General features: G+C 72.2%; 3 protein-coding genes and 1 pseudogene. 3 read left to right on the top strand and 1 reads right to left on the bottom strand.

Annotated elements, in window-relative coordinates; translation table 11 throughout:
* Positions 1 to 895, bottom strand: an 895-nt coding sequence (locus HY68_RS08775; protein WP_241778502.1) for an HAD-IB family hydrolase, incomplete at its 3' end; no start/stop codon positions are given.
* A gap of 512 nt (positions 896 to 1,407) precedes the next feature.
* Here HY68_RS08775 and ssd point away from each other — a divergent pair.
* From ssd to HY68_RS44900, 3 genes and pseudogenes are all read left to right on the top strand, one after another.
* Positions 1,408 to 2,505, top strand: a complete 1,098-nt coding sequence (gene ssd, locus HY68_RS08770; RefSeq protein WP_041986586.1) for a septum site-determining protein Ssd — start codon at positions 1,408 to 1,410, stop codon at positions 2,503 to 2,505.
* On the top strand, positions 2,502 to 3,686 hold the full coding sequence (locus HY68_RS08765) for a TadA family conjugal transfer-associated ATPase (protein ID WP_041986582.1): 1,185 nt from the start codon (positions 2,502 to 2,504) through the stop codon (positions 3,684 to 3,686). Before ssd ends, HY68_RS08765 begins: the two co-directional genes overlap by 4 nt.
* Positions 3,683 to 4,169 (top strand): annotated as a pseudogene (locus HY68_RS44900) (hypothetical protein); the annotation flags it as partial. The gene HY68_RS08765 and the pseudogene HY68_RS44900, both read left to right, overlap by 4 nt.

The following is a 4,169-nucleotide window of genomic DNA, read 5'->3' as shown; positions in this document are numbered from 1 at the left end:
CCTGGAACAGGTCGCTGCGGCCGGTGCCGCCATTATTGGCGACGCTGAAGCTCGTGCCGCCGCCGGCGAGCGCGAAGCCGGCGATGGTGTGCGGCGACAGAAAATAATCCGCGCCCACCGCCGCGACGGCGACGAGTGCCGGGCGCGGCGGCATGGAGAAGCCGGGCAGCCGCTGCTTCAGCCGTACCGGACGGTTGAAGACAAGAACGGGCCAGTCGCGGGTGGTCGCCTCACGCCGCAGCGCACGGTCGGGGTTGACCGCGTACGGGTGGCCGACCGATTCGAGCATGGGTACGTCGGTGATGGAGTCGCTGTACGCGTAACAGCGCGCCAGGTCGTACCCCTCGGACGCGGCGAGGGCCCGGACCGCCTCGGCCTTCGTCGGCCCGTACGCGTAGTACTCCACCTCCCCGGTGAAGCAGCCGTCCGCGCCGACGGCCATCCGCGTCGCCACGACCCGGTCCGCGCCGAGGAGTTCGCCGATGGGCTCGACGACCTCCGCGCCCGAGGTGGAGATGATCACGACGTCGCGACCCGCTGTGTGGTGCTCCTCGATGAGGGAGGCGGCCTCGTCGTAGATGATCGGGTCGATCAGGTCGTGCAGGGTCTCGGCGACGATCTCTTTCACCTGCTGGACGTTCCAGCCTTTGCACAGCGCCGAGAGGTACTGGCGCATGCGTTCCATCTGATCGTGATCAGCGCCTCCGGCGAGGAAGACGAACTGCGCGTAAGCCGTCCGCAGTACGGCGCGGCGGTTGATCAGACCGCCTTGGTAGAACGACTTGCTGAAGGTCAAGGTCGATGACTTCGCAATGACCGTCTTGTCCAGGTCGAAGAAGGCTGCTGTACGCGGCAAGGAGTGGTTTTCCACGAGCCGAGCATAGGCGCCCACCATTCGGCGTAAGGTCTGGCGTGTGGGTTTGCTTGAGAAGCCTCTCGGGTACACCATGGAAGTCACGGATCGTTCGCGACCGTGTCTAACCCGGTCCGACTCCTCCCCCCCCCGAGTCGGCCGTGGGGACGACCCCCGCTCTCCCCCCCGGCGGGGGTCGTCGCATGTCCGGACCCATTTCCTTCTCTTGGATCTGGCTGTCCCCTCTCTTCGTCTCGTCTCTCCGTCGCGCTGCCGGTGTGTCTGTCCAGTACTACACGTCACGCTCCGTGATGGCTGCGCTGCTCTGCGGAAGTCACCGGTATGAGCTAGCGGGATATTCACATTCGTCGAGTTGTCCACAGTTTTCCAGCAAGATCCACACGATTTTCCGTTGCCCGGCACGGTGATTGCGACCGCGAAAGTGCGCGGTTAGCCGGAATCACCGATACCGGATCTGTCCGGGACCGCTTCGAGAAGCACTCGCGGATCCCGGTTCGACGGAGAAAAAGGGGGCGGAGAGCGTGGCTGGATCCATGACATCCGATCGGTCCCAGGTCGCGGAAGGCCGCAGGGCGGGGCCGCTGATCGTCACCGAGGACGTGGCGTTGCTCGACGATCTGCTGCGGCTGTGCGCCGCGGCCGGCGCCGAGCCGCAGGTGCACCACTCGGTCCCGGAGCGGAAGGGCAGCTGGGAGGAAGCGCCGATGGTCCTCGTCGGGGACGACGCGGCGGCGCGGTGCCGGGGGGCCACCCGCAGGCGCGGGGTGATGCTCGTCGGCCGCGATCAGGACGACCCCGACGTGTGGCGGCGTGCCGTGGAGATCGGCGCGGACTGCGTGCTGCGGCTGCCCGACGCGGAGAGCTGGCTCGTCGACCGGATCGCGGACGCCGCCGAGGGCGTGGGCAGACAGGCGCTGACCGTCGGGGTGATCGGCGGCAGGGGCGGTGCCGGCGCCTCGACCCTGGCCTGCGCGCTGGCCGTCACCGCTGCCCGTTCCGGGCGGCGCACCATGCTCGTGGACGGTGATCCGCTGGGCGGCGGGCTCGATGTGCTGCTCGGCGGGGAGCAGGCCGAGGGTAGACGGTGGCCGGACTTCGCGGCGTCCAAGGGGCGCGTGGCCGGCGGCGCGCTGGAGGAGTCGCTGCCCCGGCTCCACGATCTGCGCGTGCTCAGCTGGGACAGGGGCGACAGCGTGGTGATCCGCCCCGAGGCCATGCGGTCGGTGCTCGCCGCGGCCCGCCGGGGCGGCGGCGTCGTAGTGGTCGACCTGCCGCGCCGGGTGGACGAGGCGGTGGCGGAGGCGCTGGCCCAGCTCGATGTCGGGCTGTTGGTGGTGCCCGGTGAACTGCGCGCCGTCGCGGCTGCCGGCCGGGTGGCCTCGATGGTCGGCATGGTCCTCCAGGACCTGCGGGCCGTGGTCCGGGGGCCGTACGCCACCGGTCTCGACGAGCGGTGGATCGCCGACGCCCTGCGGCTGCCGCTCGCGGGCGAACTGCCCCTTGAACCGGGCCTGTCGCAGGCGCAGGACAACGGATCCCCGCCCGGGTCGCGGGCGCGCGGACCCCTGGCCGGCTTCTGTACGGCCTTCTGGGAGCGGGCACTTGCCGGGGACGGGAGCGTGACGTCATGACGGTCGAGCGCGTGGCCGCCGGGCGCGGCCCGGCCGACGGCGGGCTGCTGGACGCCGTACGGCAGCGGCTCGCGGAAAGCGGGGCCGACCCGACACCGGCGAGGGTGGCGGCCGCGCTGCGGGCGCAGGGGCGGCTCCTCGGGGACGCGGAAGTGCTGGGAGTGGCGGAGGAGTTGCGCTGCGAACTGGTCGGCACGGGCCCACTTGAGCCACTGCTCGCCGATCCCTCGGTCACGGATGTGCTGGTCTGCGCGCCCGACCGGGTGTGGGTGGACCGCGGCGGCGGTCTCGAACTGACAGCGGTGACGTTCGCCGACACCGCCGCCGTACGCAGGCTGGCGCAGCGGCTGGCGGCCGTGGCGGGCCGCCGGCTGGACGACGCCAGGCCGTGGGTCGATGCCCGGTTGCCGGACGGCACCCGGATGCACGCGGTGCTGCCGCCCGTCGCGGTCGGCTCGGCGTACCTGTCGCTGCGGGTGGTGCGGCCCAAGGCGTTCTCGGTGGCCGAACTCGCCGCGGCGGGGACGGTGCCGCCGGGCGGGGAGCGGGTGCTGCGGGCGCTGATCAGGGCCAGGCTGTCGTTCCTGATCAGCGGTGGCACGGGTTCCGGCAAGACCACGCTGCTGTCGACGCTGCTCGGTCTGGTGGGCGAGCGGGAGCGGATCGTACTCGCCGAGGACTCGGCGGAGTTGCGGCCCGACCATCCGCATGTGGTGCGGCTGGAATCGCGGCCGGCGAATCAGGAGGGCGCCGGCGAGGTGACCTTGCGGGATCTCGTCAGGCAGGCGCTGCGGATGCGGCCCGACCGGCTGGTCGTCGGCGAGGTGCGGGGCGGCGAAGTCACCGAGTTGCTGGCTGCTTTGAACACGGGGCATGAGGGCGGTTGCGGGACTGTCCACGCGAACACGGCGGCCGATGTACCGGCGCGTCTTGAGGCCCTCGGGACTGCGGCCGGGCTCGACCGGGCCGCGCTGCACAGCCAGTTGGCGGCGGCGCTGTCGGTGGTCGTCCATCTCGTACGGGACAGGACCGGGCGGCGGCGGATCGCCGAGGTACATGTCCTGGAGCGCGACGCGGCGGGACTGGTCGTGCCGGTTCCCGCGCTGCGCTGGGGCGCCTCAGGGTTCGTGTACGAGCGGGGCTGGCCGCAGCTGTCGACGCTGCTCGGGGGTGCGCTGTGACGGCGGTGTCCCTGTCGGCTTCGGCGTATGCCGCCGCGCTGTGCGCGGGCACGGCGACCTGGCTCTTCGCGGGGCGGAGCCGGGCGCTGCGCAGGGCGAAGCTGCTGCTGGCGGACGTGGCTGCGACCGGTGGCGGCGAGGCGGTGGACGGGCGGCGGGCGCCGTCGTGGGAGCGGTGGCCGGGGCAACTGAGGCTGTGGGCCCGGGGGATCGGAGGGGAGTGGCTGTGTCTGCCGGTGGGACTCGTGCTGGCCGTGCTGGGGGCGTCGGTGCTGCCGGTGGTCGCCTGCGCGGGCGCGGTGCCGTTGGTGCGGCGCTGGCTGCGGGCCAGGGAGCGGCGTACGGCGCGGGAACGGCGTGCGGACGGCGTCGTGGAGCTGTGCGGCGCGGCTGCGGGCGAGTTGAGGGCCGGTCAGCAGCCCGCACAGGCGCTGCTGGCGGCAGCGGGGCCCACCGGTGGTCTGGGTGGCGCGGAGGCCGCCG

This window comes from Streptomyces sp. AcH 505, assembly GCF_000818175.1.
Classification (GTDB): domain Bacteria; phylum Actinomycetota; class Actinomycetes; order Streptomycetales; family Streptomycetaceae; genus Streptomyces.
Note: the sequence above shows the minus strand (reverse complement) of the source record. Positions and strands in the feature narration are given on the sequence as shown.

Bases quoted from the DNA above. Each gene is read 5' to 3' on its own strand.
- ssd (WP_041986586.1), top strand. From the start codon at position 1,408: ATGACATCCGATCGGTCCCAGGTCGCGGAAGGCCGCAGGGCGGGGCCG.
- HY68_RS08765 (WP_041986582.1), top strand. From the start codon at position 2,502: ATGACGGTCGAGCGCGTGGCCGCCGGGCGCGGCCCGGCCGACGGCGGG.